This window comes from Chryseobacterium sp. c4a (assembly GCF_009900745.1).
GTDB lineage: Bacteria > Bacteroidota > Bacteroidia > Flavobacteriales > Weeksellaceae > Chryseobacterium.
On sequence record NZ_WXVU01000019.1, the window covers coordinates 28,880 to 53,557 of the forward strand.

At 36.4% G+C, this 24,678-nt stretch carries 23 protein-coding genes and 1 pseudogene; 11 read left to right on the top strand and 13 right to left on the bottom strand.

The window, feature by feature from the left end:
* Positions 1 to 6 precede the first annotated feature (6 nt).
* From GTR01_RS20375 to GTR01_RS20395, 5 genes are all read left to right on the top strand, one after another.
* Positions 7 to 408, top strand: coding sequence for a DoxX family protein (locus GTR01_RS20375; RefSeq protein WP_160139562.1), 402 nt, complete (start codon positions 7 to 9; stop codon positions 406 to 408).
* Between the two features lie 232 nt (positions 409 to 640).
* Positions 641 to 1,549, top strand: coding sequence for a DUF6268 family outer membrane beta-barrel protein (locus GTR01_RS20380; protein WP_160139563.1), 909 nt, complete (start codon positions 641 to 643; stop codon positions 1,547 to 1,549).
* A 39-nt stretch (positions 1,550 to 1,588) separates the two neighbouring features.
* Positions 1,589 to 2,656 (top strand): sensor histidine kinase, encoded by a 1,068-nt coding sequence (locus GTR01_RS20385; RefSeq protein WP_160139564.1) that lies wholly within the window; start codon positions 1,589 to 1,591, stop codon positions 2,654 to 2,656.
* The gene (locus GTR01_RS20390; RefSeq protein ID WP_160139565.1) at positions 2,653 to 3,408 is read left to right on the top strand and encodes a LytR/AlgR family response regulator transcription factor; all 756 of its coding nucleotides are present in this window, start codon (positions 2,653 to 2,655) and stop codon (positions 3,406 to 3,408) included. Before GTR01_RS20385 ends, GTR01_RS20390 begins: the two co-directional genes overlap by 4 nt.
* 146 nt (positions 3,409 to 3,554) lie before the next feature.
* The gene (locus GTR01_RS20395) at positions 3,555 to 4,460 is read left to right on the top strand and encodes a PhzF family isomerase (RefSeq protein WP_160139566.1); all 906 of its coding nucleotides are present in this window, start codon (positions 3,555 to 3,557) and stop codon (positions 4,458 to 4,460) included.
* Between the two features lie 142 nt (positions 4,461 to 4,602).
* On the opposite strand, the gene GTR01_RS20400 is transcribed toward GTR01_RS20395, so the two are convergent.
* Entirely contained in the window at positions 4,603 to 5,463 is an 861-nt protein-coding gene (locus tag GTR01_RS20400) for a helix-turn-helix domain-containing protein (protein WP_160139567.1), read from the bottom strand.
* 335 nt (positions 5,464 to 5,798) lie between these two features.
* On the opposite strand from GTR01_RS20400, the gene moaA reads away from it, so the two are divergent.
* The 5 genes from moaA (at position 5,799) to GTR01_RS20425 (ending at position 10,260) form a co-directional block, all read left to right on the top strand.
* The gene (gene moaA, locus GTR01_RS20405) at positions 5,799 to 6,788 is read left to right on the top strand and encodes a GTP 3',8-cyclase MoaA (RefSeq protein ID WP_160139568.1); all 990 of its coding nucleotides are present in this window, start codon (positions 5,799 to 5,801) and stop codon (positions 6,786 to 6,788) included.
* 2 nt (positions 6,789 to 6,790) lie between these two features.
* The gene (locus GTR01_RS20410; protein ID WP_160139569.1) at positions 6,791 to 7,987 is read left to right on the top strand and encodes a molybdopterin molybdotransferase MoeA; all 1,197 of its coding nucleotides are present in this window, start codon (positions 6,791 to 6,793) and stop codon (positions 7,985 to 7,987) included.
* A 90-nt stretch (positions 7,988 to 8,077) separates the two neighbouring features.
* Entirely contained in the window at positions 8,078 to 8,554 is a 477-nt protein-coding gene (gene moaC, locus GTR01_RS20415) for a cyclic pyranopterin monophosphate synthase MoaC (RefSeq protein ID WP_160139570.1), read from the top strand.
* Complete coding sequence (locus GTR01_RS20420; RefSeq protein WP_160139646.1) at positions 8,535 to 9,140, top strand: NTP transferase domain-containing protein; 606 nt, start codon at positions 8,535 to 8,537, stop codon at positions 9,138 to 9,140. The genes moaC and GTR01_RS20420 overlap by 20 nt, the downstream gene beginning before the upstream one ends.
* 79 nt (positions 9,141 to 9,219) lie before the next feature.
* Positions 9,220 to 10,260, top strand: coding sequence for a HesA/MoeB/ThiF family protein (locus GTR01_RS20425; RefSeq protein WP_160139571.1), 1,041 nt, complete (start codon positions 9,220 to 9,222; stop codon positions 10,258 to 10,260).
* 71 nt (positions 10,261 to 10,331) lie between these two features.
* Here GTR01_RS20425 and GTR01_RS20430 read toward each other — a convergent pair.
* From GTR01_RS20430 to GTR01_RS20470, 9 genes and pseudogenes are all read right to left on the bottom strand, one after another.
* Positions 10,332 to 10,875 (bottom strand): annotated as a pseudogene (locus GTR01_RS20430) (DUF488 family protein).
* A complete protein-coding gene (locus tag GTR01_RS20435; protein ID WP_160139572.1) occupies positions 10,875 to 11,792 on the bottom strand; it encodes a bestrophin family protein in 918 nt (305 codons plus the stop codon). Before GTR01_RS20435 ends, GTR01_RS20430 begins: the two are co-directional and overlap by 1 nt.
* A 32-nt stretch (positions 11,793 to 11,824) precedes the next feature.
* The gene (locus tag GTR01_RS20440) at positions 11,825 to 12,310 is read right to left on the bottom strand and encodes a molybdopterin-dependent oxidoreductase (RefSeq protein WP_160139573.1); all 486 of its coding nucleotides are present in this window, start codon (positions 12,308 to 12,310) and stop codon (positions 11,825 to 11,827) included.
* Positions 12,311 to 12,328: 18 nt separating this feature from the next.
* A complete protein-coding gene (locus tag GTR01_RS20445; protein WP_160139574.1) occupies positions 12,329 to 14,722 on the bottom strand; it encodes an FdhF/YdeP family oxidoreductase in 2,394 nt (797 codons plus the stop codon).
* A gap of 22 nt (positions 14,723 to 14,744) precedes the next feature.
* Entirely contained in the window at positions 14,745 to 15,095 is a 351-nt protein-coding gene (locus GTR01_RS20450) for a DUF7009 family protein (protein WP_160139575.1), read from the bottom strand.
* Between the two features lie 96 nt (positions 15,096 to 15,191).
* Positions 15,192 to 16,064 carry a formate dehydrogenase accessory sulfurtransferase FdhD gene (gene fdhD / locus GTR01_RS20455; protein ID WP_160139576.1) on the bottom strand — a complete coding sequence of 291 codons (873 nt, stop codon included), beginning with the start codon at positions 16,062 to 16,064 and terminating at the stop codon, positions 15,192 to 15,194.
* 47 nt (positions 16,065 to 16,111) lie between these two features.
* Positions 16,112 to 16,528: a molybdenum cofactor biosynthesis protein MoaE gene (locus GTR01_RS20460; RefSeq protein ID WP_160139577.1), complete on the bottom strand. Its 417-nt coding sequence runs from the start codon at positions 16,526 to 16,528 to the stop codon at positions 16,112 to 16,114.
* A gap of 101 nt (positions 16,529 to 16,629) precedes the next feature.
* Positions 16,630 to 16,872 (bottom strand): molybdopterin converting factor subunit 1, encoded by a 243-nt coding sequence (moaD, locus tag GTR01_RS20465; protein ID WP_160139578.1) that lies wholly within the window; start codon positions 16,870 to 16,872, stop codon positions 16,630 to 16,632.
* A 20-nt stretch (positions 16,873 to 16,892) separates the two neighbouring features.
* The gene (locus tag GTR01_RS20470; protein WP_160139579.1) at positions 16,893 to 17,636 is read right to left on the bottom strand and encodes a sulfite exporter TauE/SafE family protein; all 744 of its coding nucleotides are present in this window, start codon (positions 17,634 to 17,636) and stop codon (positions 16,893 to 16,895) included.
* 209 nt (positions 17,637 to 17,845) lie between these two features.
* Here GTR01_RS20470 and GTR01_RS20475 point away from each other — a divergent pair, with 209 nt between their 5' ends.
* A complete protein-coding gene (locus GTR01_RS20475; protein WP_160139647.1) occupies positions 17,846 to 18,772 on the top strand; it encodes a Dyp-type peroxidase in 927 nt (308 codons plus the stop codon).
* Between the two features lie 65 nt (positions 18,773 to 18,837).
* Here GTR01_RS20475 and GTR01_RS20480 read toward each other — a convergent pair whose 3' ends face one another.
* The 3 genes from GTR01_RS20480 to GTR01_RS20490 form a co-directional block, all read right to left on the bottom strand.
* On the bottom strand, positions 18,838 to 19,476 hold the full coding sequence (locus GTR01_RS20480; RefSeq protein WP_160139580.1) for a DUF1062 domain-containing protein: 639 nt from the start codon (positions 19,474 to 19,476) through the stop codon (positions 18,838 to 18,840).
* A 539-nt stretch (positions 19,477 to 20,015) separates the two neighbouring features.
* Entirely contained in the window at positions 20,016 to 21,632 is a 1,617-nt protein-coding gene (locus GTR01_RS20485) for a RagB/SusD family nutrient uptake outer membrane protein (protein WP_160139581.1), read from the bottom strand.
* A gap of 4 nt (positions 21,633 to 21,636) precedes the next feature.
* Positions 21,637 to 24,624 (bottom strand): SusC/RagA family TonB-linked outer membrane protein, encoded by a 2,988-nt coding sequence (locus GTR01_RS20490; protein WP_160139582.1) that lies wholly within the window; start codon positions 24,622 to 24,624, stop codon positions 21,637 to 21,639.
* Positions 24,625 to 24,678: the final 54 nt, after the last annotated feature.

Below are 24,678 nucleotides of genomic sequence, written 5' to 3' on the forward strand. Positions count from 1 at the left end.
AATAAAATGAAAAAAAACATTGATTTAGGATTATTGATCAGCAGAATAGCTATTGGGTTTCCCATGTCTGTGTATGGAGTAAACAAATTGATTCACGGAATCGGATTTATTGAGGATATGATGACCATGCATGGCTTACCATCCTTCTTTGCTTATGGCGTTTTTGCCGGAGAGATCATTGCGCCTATCATGCTGATTCTGGGATTCAGAGCACGTTTGGCAGGTTTAATCTTTGCGGCCAATTGCTTTACAGCGACAATTCTTGCTCAGACAGCTAACATTTTCAAGCTTAACGATTTTGGAGGTTGGGCATTGGAACTATTGGTAATCTATATGTTGGTCGGGATAAGTTTCTTTTTTACCGGAGGTGGAAAATATGCCATTTCTACAGCCAATAAATGGGACTAAATAAGATTACTGTTTAATCCTCGAAGGTAATTCGAGGATTATTTTGAGTTTTCTAATCTTTACATTTTTCAAAAAGCAATGTATAAGTAGATTTTCTTTCTCACAACTGAAAGTTCATCATTCTAATAATACAGTTCATCCATCCTACTCTACAATCCATCTTTTAACCCATTAAACAACAATAGATTACGCAAATATTAAAGTTTCTTTGTGCTTTCAAAAAAAGAAAATAATGAGAAAAAAATGGATAATCATTGCTGCATTGATACAGACAGCTTATGCTTTTGCACAAATAGAATTAAGATCGGAATATCTGCCTCAACAAAAGTATATTGATGACAACAAAGACAAAACAGAGGGTAAAAGTTCAGCGCTCACCACTACTTTAACGGCCACTATTCCTGTAAGTGTAAAACCTTCCGGTTACCAACAACCTTCTATTTGGGCCGCAACTTTGAATGCTTCCTATACTTCATTTAGTAATGATGGAATAGCAGCCGAAGCTTTACCTAAAGAAATGGGATCTGCAGACCTTGGGGTAATGTATATGACTCCTATACATGAGAAACTGATGTTTATTGGAGGGGCTTCAGCCGGAGTTTATTCTACCAACTTGGATGTAAAAAAACTGGGAATGGAAAATATTGTTGTGAATGTCTACTCCTCATTTATCTGGCAGCTTCGTCCCAAAATAAAGCTTGGGGTTGCACTTATTGGAAATAATGCCTTTGATAAACCCATGCTTATTCCGATGCCTTACTTCCAATACCATAGTGAAAAAGCCCGCGGAATGGAATACCATGCGGAATTGAGCTATAATCCTAAATTTTCTGTAGGATACCGATTTAATGAAGCATTTGCCCTACGTATCGTTAACCGGCCAAAGTTTTTCTTCTCCCTTGCTAAAATTGATGGTCAGAAAAAATACTTTGATCATCATTTCGTCAGTTTAGGGATGGAACCGGAATATACCTTCAACAATTGGACAGTAAATGGGATGTTTGGTGCCAACTTTGGACGTACAGACCGCTATCGTGACAGAGAACCTTCCAATTTTCTTAAATGGGGAAATGCAACTTTTGACCCTTCATTCTATATTTCTGCAGGGATAAAATATAACTTTGCAAAAAAACAAAAATAAGAAATATTTTAACCATTCTATTTTTAAACTCAATTCAATATGGATCTTTCTGAAATTTTCCCCAATCAGGAAAGGAAGACCAGAAGGTATGTGATTGTACTCTACTACCTTTTGGTAACCACTATCTATACAATCTACCAAATCATTTTCTTCAATACGATCATGAAAAGCAGTATTTTATCCAAAAGTAGTTTATGGGATAATTTTTTACTGCAGTTTGTGATCATCTATCCTATTGTTTTGGTGATGACTTTTCTGGATTATCTTTTGATTAAGTTTATTAATGAGATTACTCCATTGTATGATAGTTTATACAGGCATGCTTCTTCCTTATTTGTAAGTAATATTTTGTTATGTATTCTCCTCTATATCATCTTCAATTTTACTGTTACAGAATTGATGGATGTGGGGATCAAGCAGTCTCTTTCCTACAAAACAGGTCTTATCCTTAATATTACAGCCAATTTGCCTATTCTGTTAGTAATTGACCTCTTATTCTACTTTCAGGCCGAACGCAGAGCCATTAAGGTCTCTGAAAAAGCCAAACGGGATATGCTGATGTATCAGTATAATGCATTAAGAGCACAGGTAAATCCTCATTTCTTATTCAATTCTTTGAATGTTTTGTCTTCTCTTATCTATGAAAACCAGGAACAGGCCAATAAGTATACTAAAGCATTATCACAGGTATATCGCCAGGTTTTATCTGTAAGTAAAAAGCCATTGAATACCTTAAAAGAAGAAATGCATTTTTTCCGGCAATATCTGTTTTTGATGGAAATACGGTTTGAAAATGGTTTTAAAATTGAGATCGATCCCATTGAGCAATGGGAACACCGTAAATTGGTAGCCTTCAGCTTTCAATTGCTTTTGGAAAATGCCTTTAAGCACAATGTAAGTTCCGTTGCAAACCCTTTATTAATTTATATTTCTGTGGATGAAAATGGAATTTCTTTCAGAAATAGAATATTTTTGCGCAATGATATCACTAAAGGAGAAGGAATTGGCCTCTCTTTTCTGAATACCCAATACGACCGCTATCACAAAAAGTTAGAGATTATGGAAGATCAGGATCTATTTATTATCAAAATACCTTTCGTAGAATGAAAAGATATTTAATTATTGAAGACGAGCGTCTGGCTTTTTCTGAACTGAAACGAATGGTTGAGCATCTTCGTCCAGAATATGAATTACTAGGACGAACAGAAAGTGTATTGGAATCTGTAGAATTTCTCCAAGAGCACAAGCCTGATTTTATTTTGATGGATATCAGTCTGTCAGACGGCAGTTGTTTTGAGATTTTCAATCACATCAAAGTAGAAGTGCCTATTATTTTTACAACTGCTTATGATGAATATGCCATACAAGCTTTTAAAGTGAACAGTATAGATTATCTGCTGAAGCCTATTTCAGAAGAAGATCTGGAACGTGCACTCATCAAGCTTGAAGATCTCCATTTTGACAAAGAGCAAAAAGAAATCGGAATCCGGATGGTGGAATCTACCCTGATGAAAAAGGTTAAAAATAGATTTCTTGTCCATTCACGTGAAGGATATCTCTATGTAGAGTCTAAAAACATCGCCTATTTCTATAGTGAAGAAAAAGTAGTGATGCTGCATACCTTAGACAACAAGAGATATATCATCAATTATACACTGGATCAGTTGGAAGGACAACTTACAGAGGATCTCTTTTTCAGGGTTTCCCGAAACTGTATTGCCAATATCAAAGCCATTAAAGGAATTAAAAAGGTTGTCAATAGCCGATTAGCCCTTGATTTTGAGCCGGAATGCCCTCATGAAATTGTGGTGAGCCGGGTGAGGGTACAAAACTTCTTGGAATGGTTGAATGACGATTAATCTTCAATACTACGAATGCAATTATTGTATAATTTTAAAAATCTAAGTGGCTATATGTTTTTTACCATATAGCCACTTATAGTATAGTAGAAAATTCTTTATATCCCACTTTTATACTTATCTTTATCCTGATTTAATAAGTTATAATGAAGGAAGTAATCGTTTATCAAATTGATTCTTTTACAAAGGAAAAATTCAAAGGTAATCCAGCAGGTGTAGTATTAAATGCAGAAAACCTGACAGCTGACGAAATGCAGCTTATTGCTAGAGAACTCAATAATTCAGAAACAGCATTTGTAATTAAACCTAACCCCAACGACGATTTTGATTATCATGTACGATACTTCACTCCTACTACTGAAGTTCCTGTTTGCGGGCATGCCACTATTGGTGCAATGTATGCCAAAGCATTAGAAGACCATTTAGTTTCCTGCACTGTTAGAATCAATACCCAAGTGGGGATTCTTCCCATTGATATTCTAAAAGAAGATAATGATTATCTGATCACAATGACTCAGGGAAATTTTAGCATGGTTCCTTCTTTTGATCCCTCAACAACCCAGAAAATTGTTGAAGCTTTGTCCTTAAAATCGGAAGATCTGAACAAGGAATGCCCAATACAAATTGCTTCTACAGGCCATTCTAAAGTAATGATTGGTATTAATAGCAGAACTTTATTAAATAATCTTACTCCGGATTTTACTGCTTTAACCCATCTCAGCAAAGAAATCAACTGTAATGGATACTTTGTCTTTACTTTTGATTCTGATGATAAAGATGTTTTAACGTATGGGAGAATGTTTGCCCCTGCTATCGGTATTCAGGAAGACCCTGTTACAGGCAATGCCAATGGGCCTTTAGGAGGTTATCTTATTCAGAATAAAATAATAAAAGCTTCGGACGGAACTTTTGAGTTCATTGGAAGACAAGGAGAAACCATCAATCGAATCGGACAAATGAAAGTTCAAGTGACTATAAAAAATCATATTCCTGAACTCATCCAAATTACAGGAAATGCGGTAAGTGTATTCCGTACTGTGATGAATATTTGATCTTTTCTAAATGAATTGAATGATGGATGCATTATTTTAGATAATAGAAATGCGTCAACAAGACTTTTCTTTTCAACAGTTGATTCAATAATTTCGTTCGATATAAAGCAGGGAATTCAGTACCTGTTTTTATATTAAATCATTATTCAGCGTTGGTTTCAGCCAATTTTTTACGGTAGTTTTTAGGAGTAGATCCGGTTTTCATTCTGAACAGATAGGAAAAGTGTGAAAAATTCTGAAATCCGAGTTCAAAAGCTATTTCTTTAATCGATTTATCTGAACTATGAAGTAAATTTTTAGCTTCAAGGATAATTCTTTCTTTAATAAACTCAAGCGGTGAAATTTTATACTGTTTTCTACAAACTACCCCCAAATAATTGGGAGTAATGCATAATTCATCAGCATAAAAGGCCACATTCTTTTGCGTTTTATAATACTTATCTACAAGCATGTGAAATCGAAAAGCAAGATTATCCGGTGTACTTAATGCTTTATTTCCATAGGCATGTTCTACCCACAAGTTGATGATGAGAGCCAAAAGACGTACTCTTGCATTGATAAGCTCAGGAAAAACTACATCTGCTGCAATTTCTTTTCTAATGGCATTAAATTCAAGACTGAATCTGTGATACGTTTCATCATCAGGCTCTATCATTTCATATTTGCTATAGGAAGAAAAAGTAAATTTAAGGGTTGGAGAAAAAGTTTTAAGAATCTCATCATTAATAATGAGCCTCCTTCCAACGGTATGGGGAGCCAATTCCCATTTGTATTCTCTTTTGGGAAGGTGTATGAATAATTGTTGAGCTTTTAAACCGTATTGGTTTAATCCGGTAGTACATTTTCCACTCTCACATTGATCCAATAATATAATGGTAAAACAGTTCTCAGGAAAAAAGTTAAGTGAATCACCACTGATCTCATCCTGAAAAACAACATCAATTCCTTTGTTAAACACCTCTTCTACCGATTTTTTATTAATCAACTCTTTATCTATTATCATACCAATCTTTTCAATACTAATTTATGAAAATACCTCATATATTGTTTTCCATGGCCACCACAATATATTTTATTTTCTATTGTTTTAGCAGCGTGCAAAGATACAGTCTTCTTATTCTTTTAGAAATATCAGAAACCGTGACAAGAATATCGTATTTTCATATCATTTACTTTGCATTACTATATAAAAGAATGACAAAACCGGGTTCTATCTCTCTATAGGTCTTACTTTTAGGCGTATCATCTTATTTTTTCACCTTTTATTTTTGATATTTATATTTTTAGCTTATCGTTAAAACAATAAGTATATTTGTGTAAGGTTCTTTTCACTTATTTATGTTAACAGACAAATTCGGAAGACATATTAATTATCTAAGGCTCGCTGTTGTGGACAGGTGCAACCTCCGATGTACTTACTGTATGCCGGAAAACGGACTTGTATGGATTAAACAAAATGATCTGATGACTGATGATGAGATGCTCAGAATATGCTCTGTCTTTACAGATCTGGGGGTGGATAAAATCAGAATCACAGGCGGGGAACCTTTTGTAAGAAAAAACTGTATTAATCTCATTGAAAAAATATCTAAGCTTAATGGCCTTACAGATCTAAGCTTAACGACAAACGGACTTCTTACCGAGCAATATATTCCACAATTGAAAGCATTTGGTGTAAAATCTGTCAATCTGAGTCTTGATACATTGGATGAGGAACGTTTCTTCAAAATAACCCGTCGAAAAAGCTTTGATAAAGTGATGAAAACATTGGATGGCTTATTAAAGTATGACATCAAAGTAAAGATCAACACTGTGGTAATGGACAATCAGAACATTGAAGATATCATTCCCTTGGTTAAGCTTACCCAAGAACTTCCAATAGATGTACGCTTTATAGAAGAAATGCCATTCAATGGAAATAACGATTCTGATATAGCTCCGAAATGGAATTATCCACAAATTTACAAGCACATCAAAGCACATTTTCCTGAAATAGAAAAGATGGAAGATCCTAAAAGCTCTACTTCTTATAACTACAAGATTCCAGGTTTTACAGGAAACATAGGTATTATTGCGGCATATACCCGTTCTTTCTGTGGAGAATGCAACAGAGTACGAATTACGCCTTCCGGTATATTGAGAAACTGTCTGTATGAAGGCGGGGGAATCAATTTAAAAGATATACTTCGCTCGGGAGCATCCGATAATGAATTGAAAAATATAATCATCAACAGTATACATCATAAGCCCAAACACGGATGGGAAGCAGAACAGCAAAGTCTGAATGCAACCTCCATTCATCAATCTATGGCTACAATAGGAGGATAACTATGGAAATGATAACCGTACAACAGGCAGAAGAGATTATACTTTCTCAAACGAGTGATTTTGGAAATGAATCTATTGCGTATGATCATGCCTTAGGCAGAATTTTGGCGGAGGATCTTACAGCAGATCGGGATTTGCCTCCTTTTGACCGTCCTACTGTAGATGGAATTGCCATCCGTTATAGTGCCTATGAAAAAGGAATCCGCTCCTTTCCTATCAAAGCTGTACAATCTGCAGGAGAACCTTCTATACCTATAGATTCAGAAACTGAATGTATAGAAATCATGACTGGTGCAGCCTTAGATTCGTCAGTAGATACTGTGATACGATATGAAGATATCTCCATCAACAATGGAATTGCAAACCTTACCATTGATATTAAAAGAGGGCAAAATATTCATATAAAAGGCAGAGATAAAAAAGAAGGCGAAATCTTGGTAAAAGCCCATCAAATAATTACACCAGCAATTGTTGGAATAGCTTCTTCGATTGGGAAAACCTCTGTTTCTGTAAAAAAAATGCCCAAAGTTATTATCATTTCTACAGGAGATGAAATGGTAAGCCCGGCATCCATCCCTTCTCCATACCAATTAAGACGTTCCAACGGAATTACCATACAGTCTGTTTTGAAAAAATACCATATTGAAGCAGATACTCTTCATCTTAATGATAATTATGAAGAAATCAAAAAAGAACTTTCCCACTGTATTCATGAATATGATGTACTTCTCATGAGTGGTGGTGTATCGATGGGGAAATTTGATTATTTACCTCAAGTTTGTGAGGAACTAGGCATAAAAAAGCTCTTTCATAAAATAAAACAAAGACCGGGTAAACCCTTTTGGTTTGGTAAAAATGAGGCTCAAAAACTTGTTTTTGCATTTCCGGGCAATCCTGTTTCCGTATTTATGTGCTTACATCGATACTTTATTCCCTGGTTGGAAAAATCGATGGAAATAATAGGAACATCACCACAGTTTGCTGTTTTAGAGAATGATATTGAAGTTCCCTTCTCACTCCAATACTTTGTACAGGTGAAACTGAAAACAAACCCGTTGGGGCAGCTTATCGCTGAATCAGTAAATACCAATGGATCAGGAGATTTTTCTCATCTTGCAGACACTAATGCTTTTATGGAACTTCCTTTGGAACAGAATACCTTCAAAAAAGGAGAAGTTTACAAGGTATGGAGGTATTAAAATAATATATAAACACATTAGCGTATAAATACAAATTCCTGTATTCATAGCAAGAAAAAAATCACATTTGTGGTTAAAAAAAAAGAATATATGTCAGAATTTACCCATCTTAATAAAAACGGACAGCCTGCTATTGTAGATGTAGGTGGCAAGAGTGTTACTCAAAGAAAGGCAGTAGCACAAGCCATCATCTCGATCCCTGAAAATGTATTGGAGGCTTTACAAAAAGATGATTTTAAAACAAAAAAGGGGTCTGTATTTCAGATCGCGATTATTGCAGGAATTATGGGAGCTAAAAAAACGAGTGAACTTATTCCTCTTTGCCATCCCATCGGACTTGATAATTGTCATTTACAGATAGAACTTAATGATCAAAATGAAATTGTTATCGAATGCTCTGCAAGTATAGAAGCTAAAACGGGAGTGGAAATGGAAGCGCTTACCGGAGCCTCTGTTGCTGCACTCACTATCTATGATATGTGTAAAGCAATGAGTCATGATATTGTCATTAAAGAAATTAAATTAATAGAAAAATCAGGTGGAAAAAATGATTTCAGAAGAGCTTAATACAATCCCAAAAATCAATGGTCTTGTTCTCGCTGGCGGAAAAAGCGTGAGAATGGGAAAGGCGAAAGATCTCCTTCAATGGCATGGGAAGGAACAGCGTTATTTTGCTGCAGATCTTCTGGATCCGTTTTGTGATGAGGTTTTTATTTCCTGCAGGCAAGATCAATTAGAGAATTTTGATCCTCATTATAAATCCCTTACCGACACTTTTCTGAATATGGGCCCTTTTGGTGGAATCCTTTCCGCATTACGTTCTCAAAGAGATAAAGCATGGTTGGTTGTAGCCTGTGATCTTCCTCTACTGGATTCAAAATCTTTAGAGTTCTTACTACAATCAAGGAATCCTGAAAAGGCAGCGACTACTTATGAAAGTCCTTTTGATGGATTGCCAGAACCTTTAATTACCATTTGGGAACCTAAAAGTTATCCTTTGCTATTGAATTTTCTGGGAATCGGAAATACCTGTCCAAGAAAGGTTTTAATCAATAGTGATACGCTTATTTTAAAACCGGATAATCCGGATGCTTTAATGAATGTGAATACGCCTGAGGATGCTGAAAAAGCGCAACGAATCCTGAAAAACTAATTTTGTTGGAAACGCAAATTGATTATCTTCTGTACATTCGTGACTATTAAAAGAAAAGTGACAAACAAAGAAACAAATTATGAATACATCATTTGAACGTTATCAGTGTCAGATGGCTTTACCGGGGTTTGGTATGGCTTCTCAGGAGCTCTTGAAAAATGCTAAAGTTCTTATTGTAGGAATGGGAGGTCTCGGGTGTCCCACTGCTCAATATCTTGTATCTTCCGGTGTGGGCACTATTGGTATTGCAGATAATGATATTGTTTCTTTAAGCAATCTTCACCGTCAAATTTTATATACTCCAGATGATGTGGATGCTTATAAGGTGGATATTGCCGCCAAAAGATTGAAACTCCAAAATCCTTCCGTTACTATTATTCCGTATCGACTGCGAATCACCGCCGACAATGTCATGAAACTTATTTCAGAGTTTGACCTCATTATTGAAGGAACAGACAATTTTGAAACCAAATGTTTATTGAATGATGCCTGTGTTTTAGCAGGAAAGCCGTTAGTATACGGAGCTATTTATCAGCATGAAGGCCAGGTAAGCATCTGGAATGTTTTACAAAAGGATGGTACATATTCGCCCCATTATCGTGATGTGTTTCCCAATGCCGAAGAATCTCAGGTTCCCAATTGTCGGGAAGGTGGTGTAATCCCAACTTTAGCTGGAATAGTAGGCAGTATGCAGGCTAACGAAGCTATTAAATACCTCATCCGATCTGAAGAGACATTAGCCGGAAAATTATGGATAATGAATGTAATGAGTGGCAAAACACAAATCATTAAGCTAAGAAAAACATCTATTCAGATTACAGGTTTACCTCAGACCATTCCGCTCATCAGTTTTGAAGAGTATATGAAAGCTCAGAAGGATTTTGAGACTATAGATGTCCGAACAAAAGAGGAACATGAGAGTTTTAATATTGGAGGAAAGAATATTCCGCTGAATGATTTAGAAGCCCACTACTCTTTTATTTTTTCGATTTCAAATCCGGTGGTTATTTACTGTCAATCCGGTAAACGAAGTCTGGAAGCGGCAAAAAAAATTAAAAAGAAGTTTCCTGAGAAAGAAGTATTTTCTTTACAAAATGGCCTTAATGGAGTGCAACAATAGTTTATTCAACCGCAAAAGATACAATAATCCTAAAGTTTGTAACTTCATATAACTAAAAAGCCTAATCTTTATCAGTCAAATAAGCTCACATCTGAATAGAAAACCTGTCCATCACTGATTCTTGCGGGAGCTGTGTATGGATGCTCTTCTGCTTTCCCTATCTTCATGATATGTTCCACATTCCATCCTTTTGCTTTGAGGTAATCGGAGATCATAGATCTGTGGCAGCTCCACCATACGGCTTCTGAACATAAAGGTGGTCACTCTTATTCTTGCAATACTTTCAAGTTTTTCAACAGCTTTGGTAAATTCTTCTGTCTGCATATAATCCGCATACCCGCGGAAAGATTCGTTTTTCCAGCGACTATTGATGGAATTGGGTTGAACTTTTCTCCTTCCCCCTAATGCTTCAAAATGGATATATTCAATATGGTGTTTCGGTAATACTTTCTCCAGATTTTCTTTGCTAAACCACGGATACCTTTTTGAACCTGCAAATCTTCGTACATCAGCCAGAACTTCAATATTGAATGATTTTAACATCTCAATAAACTCTTCCAAAGGATGAGTAGAATGTCCAATCGTATAAATAACAGGTTTTTCTAAAAATTCCATCAGTCTATAATCGTCTGTGTTATTTTCCGAGAAGATACAAGCTCTTCTCCAGCCATTTCATGAATGGTTTCATCAATCATTACAGACATGCTGTTCAATGCCAAATCATTAGCTTCTGTCCCAAATGGTTCTTCAATTTCATCTGCAATGGCTTCAAAGGCCACAAATGTATAGGCTACAAACACAACAATAAGCGGTGTAAACCATCTTAAAGAATCTACCAGTCCAAACGGCAAAAGAAAACAATAAATGTATACGGTACGATGTAGTAAAACACGATAACTGTAAGGAAGCGGAGTGGAAACAATCCTTTCACATCCGCCTACAATATCTGATAATTTATCAAAATTCTCATCAAAACGAGCTTGCTGGATGGTATCTATGCTGCCTTCCTCTTTTGCTTTCTGAACCCATTCTGCCAATAATCTCATAATAACAGCCGGCTTATACTTTGCTGAAGAAACTATTTTTAATTGATCTTCATTCAGTCTGTCTTTTAAATCTTCATAAGCATCTGTTCCTCTTAGCTGATGTTTTAATGCAAAAATAAAAGCACCAAGCAACTTGATAAATTCAAGGACAGACAGATTGCTTCCTTTTGCATTTTTTAAAGTTAAAGCCTGTCTGGTTAATGAACGTGCTGTATTTAATAAAGCTCCCCATAATTTACGCCCTTCCCAGAATCTATCATAACTGGCATTATTCCTGAACCCTAGAAATAGAGCCAGTACAAAACCAAATAAGGTCAAAGGTGCTGGATTAAGCGGAATTTTAAAGGAAAAAATAACTCCACGCAAATAGACAACACCCAACGATAGGATAAACAGCAAAAATAAACGTGGCAGCAGACCAGGTAATACGGATCCGTGCCATACAAAAAGCATTTTAAACCAATGTTCCTTCTTCCTTATAATCATACTTTTTCTTGTAAAGGCTTTATTGTAACAATTTATTTTTTAATTTGTCCTATCACTAAGGATTCCAGCTGATAAGAGCTGCGGGCGGGCTTTTTCTCACCTTCTGCAACAATGCGAAGCGGGCCTTTTGTTTCTGCCAGAGGTTTTCCGTCAATCATATCTGCTACAATCACGTTTTTATCCGCAATGGAAGCATCCAGCTCAGCTAATGAAAATAAAACCTGATATCCGTCTTTACACTTGGCTAGCAAATATTTTGACATATTCTCACCATGAAGTTCCTTGCCTGAAGGAGCTCCGGCCTTTGCCAGAATATCCTGAACAGAAACGCCTGTATATACGTGAACACTCCCATCCTTATCTTTTAGAGACGCTTCTTTTCTTGGCATTTTTGATAAATCAGCAAGACTAAGTTCTAGAGGTTGGGAAATTTCTCCACTCACTTTCAATTTGAATCCAGATTGGCAGAATGCCCAGCCGGAAAGCAATAGCAGTGCTACAGGCAGTATTTTTTTCATATCACAATATAAGAATAATTATGGTTTTTGAATAGCTCCCTGATACAGCATTTCGTCTACTCTTTTATACACTTCAGGATCATGTTTTTTAATCTTGATTTTCACATACTTGGAAGCCGGCATATTGCTTTCTTTCACTACATTATTTACAGAAACCAACACATTAGTTTCCGGGAAATAGGTAACCGTATTCTTTTCAGGGATCTGATAGGAAACAATAATAAACAGAGGTGCAATCCTTTCTACTCCATCATCATAGTTAAAGAGATCTACTTTATCACCTGCTTTAAACCCTGCTTTATCTATGTCTTTTTGATTCATAAATATGACACGGCGTTCATTTTTAATTCCACGATAACGATCATCTAATCCGTAAATGGTTGTATTGAATTGATCATGAGTACGGGTTGTGGCCATCATATATTCATCGGAAGCCAGTGTATTGTCTGGTATTTCCGTTAATGTGAATGGAGCACGGCCGCCAAGCTCTTTTGAAAAGCTTTGTTCGTCGCGCGCTGCATTGGGAAGATAAAACCCTCCTTTTTGTCTGACGCGGACGTTATAATCTGTAAAACCTGGAATACATTGTTCAATATCATCTCTTACCGCATCATAACTGTCATGATAACGCTGCCAGTTTACTACAGAACGATCTCCAAGAGTAGCCATGGCCATACGGCATACAATCTGGGTTTCATTGATGAGGTTATCTGATATGGCATCCAACATTCCTTTTGAGCTCTGGACAACGCCCATGGAATTTTCTGTGGTAATGATCTGTACTTCACCATTTACAATATCTTTATCACTTCTTCCATAAGTAGGAAGAATCAAAGCTTCTTTACCATGCACAAGGTGTCCTCGGTTCAGTTTTGTGGAAACACATACCAGTAAATTAAGTTTTCTTAAAGCATTAGCTGTATATGTTGTATCAGGGGTTGCAGAAAGGAAGTTTCCGCCCATACAAAACATTACTTTTATTTTTTCTTCATGAATGGCTTTTATCGCGCGTACTACATCATATCCATGCTTACGAGGGACTTTAAAACCATAGAAATTTTCAAGGCGGTCGAGCTGATCATCAGTAGGTTTTTCATCAATCATCATTGTTCTGTTTCCCTGAACATTACTATGACCTCGTACAGGACAAACTCCCGCTCCCGGTTTTCCAATACTGCCTTTCAACAAAAGAATATTGAGTATTTCGCGAATCATATCCACTCCATTAGGCTGTTGAGTAAGCCCCATTCCCCAACTGATGATTATACGTTTTTTAAAGGCCATCATTTCTGCAGCCTGACGAAGAGCTTCTTTGGATACTCCTGATAATTCTGCCAACTCATCCAGTTTATACTGATCGAATTGTTTCATGAAATCTTCGTATCCTACGGTCTTATCTTTAATAAAGTCTTCATCAAATACCTTCCCTGGGTTTTGTTTCTCAAATTCAATCAACAGGAGTTCCAGTGCTTTCAATAAAGCCATATCTCCATTGATTTTTACAGGTAAATAAAGGTCTGCCAGCTGTACACCGCCTGTAAGAATTTCTTTTACACTCTGAGGATTAATGAACCCCATCAATCCTGCTTCAGGTAATGGATTAATCGCTATAATTTTAGCTCCATTTTTCTTTCCTTTTGACAAAGCACTCATCATTCTTGGTGCATTGGTTCCCGGATTTTGCCCAATAATTACAATAACTTCTGCATCATAAAAATCTTCTAAGGTTACGGTTCCTTTACCAATTCCTATAGTTGGGCGTAGTGCTGAACCAGAGGTTTCGTGGCACATATTGGAGCAATCGGGCATATTATTCGTTCCGAATTCTTTTGCAAATAATTGGTAAACGAATGAAGCTTCATTACTTGTTCTACCTGATGTATAAAAAGCTGCTTCATCCGGAGACTCCAGCGCATTGAGATGCTCCGCTATCTTTTTAAAAGCATTATCCCAACTGATGGGTTCGTAATGAGTTGCTCCAGGAGCCAGATACATAGGATCGGTAAGTCGTCCCATTTTTCCGATCTGATAATCATCTAATTTAGCCAGATCAAATAAAGAATTCTGTTTAAAAAATTCAGGGGTTACCTTTTTAGTGGTAGCCTCCTCTGCTAGAGCTTTTGCTCCATTTTCACAATACTCTCCAAGAACAGAACGTTCATCATCTGGATCGGGCCAGGCACAACTTGGACAGTCGAAGCCTCCTATCTGGTTCATTTTGAACAGAGCTCTCATGCCTCGGATAGGTGTTTTTTCTTCAAATAAATCACTAAAAGCAGCCATTACTGCCGGAACTCCCGCAGCTGCTTTTTCTACATGTGTCAATTTAAGGTCAAGTAAAGTAAATGGATTCTCGGCATTAGGTTCTCTGCCGATTTCCTCTTCTACTTTCTTTTTGTTATTTTCTTCCATACCTTTTTATTTTGTAAAGTGATTAGCATTTAAGATTGGGATTGGGGTAATTATCACTCTGATCTTCGATCGTATTATCAATACAGACAAAATCTTTTTCTACCAAGAGCTTTACTACGCCCACCTGCCCGTCAAATCCTACAATATCTGTAGAAACCAGCTCATCCACCATGGCTTCCGGCATTTTCATCACCATTTTATTTTCAATGAAAACAGCAGATAATACAGTATCTTTTGTTTTCTCTATGGCATAAATAAATGGTCGATCTACAAATTCTGTAAAGCTGGAAACGATTCCGTTTTTTCCTAGTTCTGAAACTTCGGATTGGGTTAATCGAAATCTTATGGAGTTGTCTTTTATTCTTATTTTCATTGGTTTGTTTCTGTTTTAACAATTAAAAAAATACAAGTCTTTTAGAATGAATATGCAAAACTTTTACCCATTCCGTCTATGCATTCGTGGCTATTATTATTTTTCAACGATTTTGTGAAAACTACTTTCATTATAAATATTAAATCGGTTGTCTCTAAGAAATCCTAATAGTGTCATATCAAACTCTTTTGCCAAATCTACAGCCAGACTGGATGGAGCTCCTATGGCAGCCACCACTGAAATTCCTGCCATAGCAGCTTTCTGAATAAGCTCAAAGCTTGCCCTTCCGCTGAGGACTAGAATTTTATCATCAAGAGGAAGCTGTCCTGTAAATAATGCATGCCCAATAAGTTTATCCAAAGCATTATGTCTTCCCACATCTTCCCGTAATGCAAGGAGCTGACCTTCAAAATTGAAAATTCCAGAGGCATGAATTCCCCCGGTAACACTGAAATTATTCTGGAAAGACTGTAAATTGTCAGATAACCGGTACAATACATCAAATAATAAGATTCGCTGTTCTCGTTCGATATTCTGAAAGGTGCTTACGGTTTTTATGGATTCAATAGATCCTTTTCCACATACTCCGCAACTGGATGTGGTGTAAAAATTTCGGTCTGCATGATTTAATTGAGGAATAAAATCTTCCGACAATTCCACTTCAATGATGTTTTCTCGATTCCGGGAACATGCTGCTTGTGGATGATCTGTATTTTGAATCTGATGATCCCCTGAAATGATTCCTTCGGTAAATAGAAAACCGACAGCCAATTCGTTATCATTACCGGGAGTTCTCATGGTTACGGATATATTTTTAGTGTTCCTCTGCTCTTTTGAGCCATAGGAAATCCGGATCTCCAGCGGTTCTTCTACAGAGATATCGTCTGTGTAAGGGAAGCTTTTGTCTTCTTTTACTTTAACAATATCTATTTTCTGTACAGATTTATTTTCTAATGTCTTGGTTTTCATATCTGAATAATCTGTTATAGTAAATATACGAATTTTCGGTCTTCTATTTATGGATGAGCAGAAACCCACTCTTCACCATTTTCAAATATTTCTTTTTTCCATATAGGAACTGTTTTCTTTATGGTATCAATCACATAACGGCAGGCATCGAAGACGGCATCTCGGTGTCCGTCACTTACCACAATGATTACTGCGGCATCACCGGGAAGCAAAATTCCGGTACGATGATGAACAACAATATTTCGGACAGAAAACAATGAAATTGCTTGATCTATCACTTTCTGAATTTCTTTTGTGGCCATGGATTGATAACACTCGTATTCCAAGCGGATAACAGGTTTGTTTTGGGTAACATTACGAACAGTTCCTATAAATGTTGCAATGCCCCCACTACTCAAATCCTGAGCAAGAGTAAGGCATTCGTTGATGTTTAACACATCTTCTGTTATTCTGATATCAATCATTTCTTTTCTTTTTTGACTTTGATTTCACAAAGTATTTTTATTCATTCATTTGTACTTAAAAAAACAAATGTCTGGATAATTTTGTGTCCGTTTTTTAAACTTTATCCGCCGCTTACCGGGGGAATAATCGCTATTTCGTCTGTGCTTACAATGATCTGATCATCTTCTGCATACTCTTCGTTGACAGCAATGAAATAGGATTTGAGTGTTATGAGTTGAGGAAAATCTGTTTCAAGAATATCTTTTAATTCTTTGACCGTAAGATTATCTTTTACTTCCAATTCTTTTTCCGGCGCTTCGAAAATATCTTTCGTGATTCCAAAAGTCAATATGTTAAGTTTCATCTTTTACTAAATTTTTAATACTATTTCATGAGAACATTTATTCCTGCCACCAATACAAGGATGGCGGTCATTCTTTTTATAATCAAAGGATTCCATTTCAGAGACATTCTGGAACCCATTTGTCCCCCTATTAAAACAGCCAGGCATAAACTTAAAATCCTAAAATAATCCATATCTACAGATAGTTTTGACAATTGTCCGAAAATACCTGAGATAGAATTCACCAGGATAAATACACTGGATGTAGCTGCTATTTTTCTTGGAGTATCCCATTTCATCAGGTTCAATAAAGGAGAAAGAAAAATACCTCCTCCAATTCCTACTAATCCGGATAAGAAGCCAATTCCGCCTCCTAAAAAGCTGTTGCCTAATATTGCGGATTTAGATTCCTGTGATACTTTTTCTTCATTTTTAGTTTCTGTTTTAATCCATAATAAAATGGCCGCTATGATAAGAGTGATCCCTAAAATGAGGAAGAATGTTTCCTGACTTATTTTCAATATAGCTCCCAAATAGGCCATGGGAACACTCACTAATGTTATAGGGATTACTTTTTTCCAATCGACCTGTTTATTTTTAACATAAATATAAACGCCTCCAACGACAACAATGACATTACAGATTAAAGCTGTTAAACGAATTTCCTGATAAGGAAGTGCATACATTGCCAACACCGCCAGATAGCTGGATCCACCTCCGAATCCTACCGATGAGTACACAAAAGCAATTATCAAAAAGAACAGAAAAATCTCCCAATGCCCCATATAAATTTATTGAAGGTTAATTTCATTACAATAATACTCATTTTAGGGCTTGGTTAATGGTAAAAAATGTAAAAGTCTTTACGGTAATTTGTGAAAAAAATGTCATAAATTGTTTCTCTCAAGAATAAGATGATGTGGTACCATTATCATTTATTAAATTTGATTCATTAGAAACAATAAAAATGGCTGCAAACGAAACACAAAAAAACATGAATTCTCAAAATGTCACCGATTATCCGAACAATAACACTTATTTTCTGGTTTGGAATTTCAAGCAGGATGCAAATCTTTCTAACATTAAATCTGTATTCCAGAGAATTTGTGCTTTGGTTACCAACCTGAATAATTCTGCTCTTGATCGTTTTCCAAACTCTAAAGCAAGCTGTGTCATGGGAATTGGCTATGAGGCATGGTCACAACTTGAATTACCTGCTCCATTGCCTAAAGAATTTAAAAAATTTGAAGAAATAAAAGGCAATAAACATACTGCTGTGAGTACAAGAGGAGATATTCATTTTCATATCCGTTCCGATGAAAAGAGTCTGGCGTATGATATGGCATCTACTATTTCAGATTTCATGAAAGAGGTTGCTGATTGTGTCGTGGAAGTTCAGGGATTCCGGTATTGGGACAGCAGATCCATTTTAGGTTTTGTAGATGGTACAGAAAATCCGCATGGAAAAGACCGTGATTATTTTGCTATTGTAGGAGATACAGATCCTGAATATGAAGGCGGAAGTTATCTTTTTGTACAGAAATATATCCATAATATGAATGCATGGAAATCCCTTTCTGTGGAAGATCAGGAAAAAGTGATCGGCAGATCCAAGGAACAGGATATTGAAATGGATGATGATGTAAAACCTAAAAACTCCCATATTGCACTGGCTAATGTTGGAGATGATTTTAAAGTGGTGAGAGACAATATGCCTTTCGGGAATGTTTCTACAAATGAAATGGGAACCTATTTTATATGTTATGCAAGTACATTCAGTACAGTAGAAAAAATGCTGACCAATATGTTCATTGGTGATCCTGTAGGAAACTATGACCGAATTCTGGATTTCAGTACTGCTCAGACAGGAACTTTGTTCTTTGTTCCTTCCGCAGATATGCTGGATGAGTTTTCTTCGTAAAAAGTCTTTTTGATTTATAAAATAAAAGGATCGATTCGAGATGAATCGATCCTTTTTTATCAGGGTTATTTTACTATAACTTCATGGCCTGTTTCATTATTGAATACTATATTTTTCAATTTTTCCTTATTCACATAAACAATATTTCCGTTCTGGACTTTATGCTTCTTTTGCAAGGGTCTTTTATGAACAAAAATAGCCTCTGCATCAATTAACTGATTCAGTTTACTGGATGAAAGGTTCAAACAAGTTCTGATCACCGTTGATAACCTGAGATTAAATTCAAAAGGACATTTGATTGTAAAGCTCAGTATTTCCTGATCAGAAGCGATCATCTGCTCTACTGAAACCTCATCAAACTGAATTTCATAGGCTACACTGTTCAAATCTACTTCTGCATTATTTTTCTGTCTTGTTTCTCTGGAAAATGCATATTTCCAAGCCAGATCAACATCATTCTGCGAAAGTAGATTAAAGGTTTCCTTACTAATAGACTCTGTTCTGATTCTGGAAAACAGGGTCATATTATATCGGTGATGACATTTTACACATCGGTAAATTAGCCAGATATCTATATTCTTTTTTTGGGCATTCAGCCTGAATTTATCACTGCAATGAAACCTGTCGCTGTCACAATGGTTGCATTTCTTTTTCAAAAGGGGGGTATTCTGTGCTTTTACCTCCCAGATATACTCTATACTCATTATAATGGGTGCTTACTATTCTTAGAATTTTTTCACCTATTATCCATGCATTACAAAGTCACAACATAAATAGCCTCTCCTATTCCTTATCTGATCTTACGATCTTCAAAATCCGGAATAGCAGGCAACTGCCTATATTGGCAATGCAATTAAATAATAGGGTTAAATGGAAACCTGTTCAGATAGAGTTACCTGAACGAAAGAATAATTAGCCTATGGTTTATGAAGGCTAATAGTAAGCTATAATAGGTTTAAGAGTTGTTCTCAAAACAAATTGTTTACTTGGTTGAGATAAAAGTAGTTATTTTTTTGGTTAAAACACAAATTCTTTTAGAAATAATACATTTTACATTAAGCCTTTATCTGGTAAAAAACAAATCACATAGAAATCCTACAATAAAAAAGGGTCTTCGTAATGAAGACCCCTAAGTGGGAAAAATAGAGAGAACCACCACCCATCAAACTTAGTTTGATTATTTCAAAAACTTCTGAACTAAAGGATTTGAAACTTTTCCCACTATTCTTATATTGATATTGAATTAATATCCGCTATTTTGGGTTAAATTAGGATTAGCTGTAATATCCGCAGATGGAATAGGAAAAATATTGAATTTTGGATCTACTCCTTTTCCTGCTTTAGTATTCCCCTTCCAACTCCATACATAATTATCGGATGTGAATTGGTTAAAACGAATAAGATCGGTTCTTCTGGTCAATTCCCAGGAAAGCTCTCTCGATCTTTCATCCAGAATAAAATTCAGATTCAGATCTGCTGACGTAATTGCTCCATTCCCGTTATTATAAGCTCTATTTCGGATTACATTGATATAATGAAGAGCAGATGAAGTATTTCCTGTTCTGAAATACGCTTCTGCTGCGGTAAGATAGGCTTCTGAAAGACGGAACATCGGAAAATCTGTGTCTACATAGGCTGCATCTGATCCAGCTTTTCCTGTTTTATCTACATTTCTCCATTTGGTAAAAGCATATCCGTCCTGAAATGTGCCTGGAAGAGCTGCAATTTCTTTTTTGTGCCCCACATTAAAGATAAGTGCCCGGCTGTCATTTTTAGCAAAAGCATTAGGATCTGCAGTATTGAAATTCTGATCAGTGGTCTGGAATTTATTGACAAACTCAGGGCGTAAACGAATATTACCCCAACCGCCAGAAATTCCCATATTCAGGTAATTCAGCATAGTTCCACCTGTTTGCGCCAGTACATAAAAAGTAGTACCGCCATAGGTTTTCGATTTTATGCCATCCATATTCAGAGACCAAATGATTTCCGGAGAGGTATTGTTGTCTGCAAGGAAGTTGTAAAGATATTTTGGAGATAAACTATAATGACTTTGAATCACTTTTTCAGCATATTCTGCAGCCTTAGCCCATTGAGCAGATTTTGTATACACCTCTGCATTCAGATATAGTCTTGATAGCAGAAAATCTGCAGCCGTTTTATCGACTCTTCCATATTCATTAGTTCCCGGAAGAATGGTTTCAATTTCTTTTAATTCTTTTTCCACATATCCATATAAATCATTAGGCATGATCTGCTTAGGTAAGAATTGAGGATCCAACTGGTCTGAATCTGTTACAAAAGGAACTTTTCCAAAAGTATCCAGCAATACCCAGTAAGAATAAGCTCTTAAAAAACGGGCTTCTGCTCTGAAATAAGCAACCTCTTGCTTAAACTTGGGATCAGTATGGCCTCTTCCCTGCAATTTTTCATCTGTAGTTTGTCTCAGAAATTCGTTGGCATAACCGATGATCTGAAACAATCTGGCATAATATCCATTGAGGATTGCTGTATTGGAGTCCCAGCTGTTGGTTGCCATTTGTCTCAATCCATTGGTTTGTGAGCCCATAATCGCTTCATCCGTCGTCAAAACCTGCACATAAAAAGCTAACCGAATGAATGAACTGTATCCTTCATCGAAATTTCCCATATCCGGATCACCCGTTGGCCCCTGTTGCCCGCTAAGACACAAAGCGGCATAACATTTGGCAAGGACTCCTTTATAATTATCCGGATTGGAATATACCTGATCTGTCGTTACAATATTCGGATCAATAGGTTCTGTATCCAGATCTCCAACGCATGAACTTACTGTAAAAAGGAATACTATAAGAGGTAGTATATATAAACGTCTCATCATCGAATTATTTAAAGTTAACATTTAATCCAAAAAGAAATGAACGGGGTCTGGAATACAGATTATTATCGATTCCCAGATATACTTCAGGATCCAAACCGCTGTACTTTGTAATCACAAAAGCATTCTGTACGGAAAAACTGATCCCCAGATCAAATTTGTCACTGATGTTCTTAAAAGTGCGTCCCAATATCATATTATCCATTCTGAAAAAGGAAGCATTTTCAAGGAAGAAATCAGAGTAAAGTTGTAAATTTTCAAATCCTTGTTGTGCCGTATAACTCAAAATATTGGAATAAGTGCCATTTCCCGAATAGGTTTTTGTTTTATAATCTTTAGATTTTATATTGTTGTAGACATAGTTTCCAAAATTAGCATGCCCATTGAATCCGAAGTACCAGTCTTTATAACTGATCTTTGAAGAGATTCCCAGGTAAGATTTGGGCATTGGACTTTTATCTTTTACTAAACCGCCTTTATATTTTCCTTCAATAGGTTTGCCGTTTGCATCATACTCCTGCTGATAAAGATAGAAGGTATAGGGAGAGAATCCCACAGAATGGGTTTGGATCGTTCCTGCTGTGGAGCCTGAAACATTTCCAATATTCACTCCGTAGTCCGGGTTGTCTACAAGGGTAAGCTTTGTAATTTTTGACGAATTGAAGGTAAGATTCAAGTCTAAATTCCATTGCCAGTCTCCTTTTTTAATAGGAATGGTGTTCAGGGTAAGTTCCAGACCTTTATTTTCCATAGAACCGATGTTTGTGAAAACCATATTGGCTAAATTAGAACCTGCTGCCACAGAAATCTTATTTAAAAGATCATCGGTTGTTCTTTTATATACCTCCACAGATCCCGAAATCCTGTTTTTTAGAATCCCAAAATCTAGTCCCAGGTTGTAAGTGGAAGTTGTCTCCCATTTCAGATTCTTATCTGAACCATTGGGACGAATTGTCTGATAATACTGGTCTCCGAACTGATATAAAGCATGAGAATCACTGTAAGTGTAGGTTTGCATCCATTCATAATCTCCACCAATGTCCTGCTGACCCGTTTTACCATAACTTAATCTTAATTTCAGATCGGAAAAGAAATTACTGTCTTTCAAAAACTCTTCTTCTTTAATTTTCCATGCGAACGCTGCTGATGGAAATAATCCCCAGTGATTATTGTTGGCAAAACGGGAAGAGCCATCATTTCTAAGAGTAGCTGTAAACAGATAACGATCCTTGAAACCATAGTTTAAACGGCCATAAAATGAGACAAGGTAATATTCTGACTTTGGAGTAATGTTCTTATAGAATTTATCTCCGGTAATATTGGTCTGGTAATCACTATAGCTTTTCCAGAATCTTTGCCAGGAATACCCTCCCACCACATCAAATTTATGCTTACCCAATGTTTTGGAATAATTAGCATAAGCATCTAACTGCAAATTACTTTTCTTCTGGGTATATCTCTCAAGAAGTCCCTGTCCATCATTCCCAATGGAAGTCCAGGCCAACGGTGCATTATCCGGGACGAAAATATCTCCCTGGCTTTTTAAAATATCAAAGCCTGTATTAAGGTTTAGTTTCAGGTCTTCAAACCCATGAATTTTATAATCTAACTGGATGTTTCCAATTTGTCGGATTACTTTTGACTGATCTTTTCTAAGATCAAGCATAGAAACAGGATTTGCCCCAGCCTGAGTAATTGGTCTACCTGAAGCATCTGTCCAGATAAAATATCCAAGTCCGTATTTTGTTGAATGGTCAAAAACAGGTCTTGTAGGATCAAATGATACCGCTCCACTAGCTGGATTGGAAATAAAGTCGTTGTTTTCTATACTTGGTTTATAATTAAGGTTTACATTCAAATGTTTATCAAAAAAAGATGGATTCAGGGCTAAGCTCAGGTTCATCCTTTCGTAAGCATTTTTTTTTATGATCCCTTCCTGATTGGTATACCCTAAGGATAAACGATACGGAATATCCTTCACAGCACCTGTCATACTAAAGTTCTGATCGTTACTTACAGAAGTACGGTATATCTCTTTCTGCCAATTGGTATCATAAGAACCTAAACCATTAATCACAGCAGCATTTCCTGCATATTGATTTTTTATAAAGTTTCTGTATTCATCTCCATTCAGCACCTCCAGCATTTTGGGATTATAGCTCACTTTGGTATTGGATGAATATTGATAACGTGTTTTCTTACTTCCCTTTTTAGTTGTAATAATAATCACTCCGTTGGATGCTCTCGATCCGTAAATCGCTGTGGAAGATGCATCTTTCAAAACGGTATAGCTTTCAATATCATTAGGATTGATCATTCCAAGGATGTTGCTTGATCCTGAAGTGGAAGAATTATCAATCGCAATTCCATCAATGATAATCAATGGATCATTACTGGCTGATAATGAAGATCCCCCTCTGATTCTGATGGCAGAACCGGCACCTGGTGCTCCTCCGGGAGAAATAATATTAACACCAGCAGCTTTTCCCGTTAATGCATCCTGAGCAGAAACCGGGCTTCCATTATTTTCACTATCCATTTTCACCGTGGTCAGAGATCCGGTGGCATCAGATTTTTTCACTTTACCGTAACCAATTACAACCACTTCATCAATCTTGTTTTCTTTTACAGAAACAGTATCTTTTGCCATGGAAATCGCTTTACCGGGAGCAACTGCTTTTACAGCCGTTTTTCTCAACATTACGGTATTATTTCTAATCTCATATTCTACGGGATAATGAGTTTTAAGATATTTCAAGGCTGCATCCAGTGACGAATAATTGATGCCACTCTCATCTACAAGAATATCCTTAAAATCTGTACTGGAGTATAAAAACGATACTTTAGAAGATTTGCTGAGCTTATCAAAAATCTTGGTAATAGAAACTCGTTTTTGCTTTGCCTGCGTGGCTGGAGGCTGCTGAACGGTTTGGCCGTATGCCACCGGAAGTCCCATCGCAACCAGAAGTATCACGGAAATTATTGTTTTTTTCATAAATTTGGGAATAACTTTATTAGACTTTAGCGAGTTAAATAGTTAATCGGCATC